The organism is Acinetobacter sp. SwsAc2 (assembly GCF_013391465.1).
In the GTDB taxonomy this organism is placed as follows: Bacteria; Pseudomonadota; Gammaproteobacteria; order Pseudomonadales; family Moraxellaceae; genus Acinetobacter; species Acinetobacter johnsonii.
In genome coordinates, this window is record NZ_JACBEZ010000086.1 from 1 (window position 1) to 941 (window position 941).

The window sequence follows — 941 nt, forward strand, 5'->3', positions numbered from 1 at the left end:
AAAGTCATTTGAATGATTTCTTCTTGGTCTACGTGTCATAAAATACTCCATATATTGATGTTTATAACATCATTTGGGGAGCAAAATATCACTTATAGGAGTTGTTCAAATTTACGGATCCATCTCTCAATGTACGCAGATAAATAAGCGAAAATATTAGTGTTTGAATTTTTAGAGTAAATATCATTAGTTAAGAATTGAAAAAATGAAGCTCTCTTTTCTGCTGGGCTATTAGTACTATTAAAATTGAATTTATGGAAAACATTTTTATGGTGATTGTAGAAATGCGTAGAAAATTCTGTATCTGTAAAGGAGGTAATTAATCTTAATTCAGAATAGATTAGGAAAATAAATAGAAAAACTTTTTGTGTCTCATTCAAATCATATTTTAATAAGGAAAACTTATTAATAATTTTAACAAGTTGCCTTGGATTAGGGGAATATGTCTTACATAAGGCTATGAAAGTATGAAGTTCATTTCTCTGAAGGTCAAGTTGATAATCTTTATTATAGTTATTTAGTATTTCAGCATACCTGCTCCCATCTAAGTCTTTATTTTTCAACATCACAGAAAAATCTATAAACTTCTCAAGATAATTTGCAGTACTCGAAAATCCATAAAAATTATTGATCGATTCTTCTAGTTGATTTTTATTCACAGCAAGAATGAATACAACTTTTGGAATGTCAAAAAAGTGCTTGATACGTTCGATTAGGCGAATCGCAAATTCAGGTTTACAGCGGTCAAGTTCATCAACAATAAAGACTAAAGGTTTTTTCTCTTTTTTTGTAATTTCAGCAAGTTGAGCTTTAAAGGGCTTTGTTGCACAAACATTCAAAAGCTAAACTTCTTCCAAGTTATCTAAATTTAAGTGGCAACTTGGGTGTGAGGTCGGCCTAAATCTGTAAATTTATTTAATACGGCCACACGTGCATGAATC

1 protein-coding gene is annotated in these 941 nt (G+C 30.2%); it reads right to left on the minus strand.

Annotation, left to right across the window (positions count from 1 at the left end; genetic code table 11):
• Positions 1-92: 92 nt before the first annotated feature.
• Positions 93-839 (minus strand): P-loop NTPase fold protein, encoded by a 747-nt coding sequence (locus tag HYI04_RS16775; RefSeq protein ID WP_178896425.1) that lies wholly within the window; start codon positions 837-839, stop codon positions 93-95.
• Between the last annotated feature and the right edge of the window lie 102 nt (positions 840-941).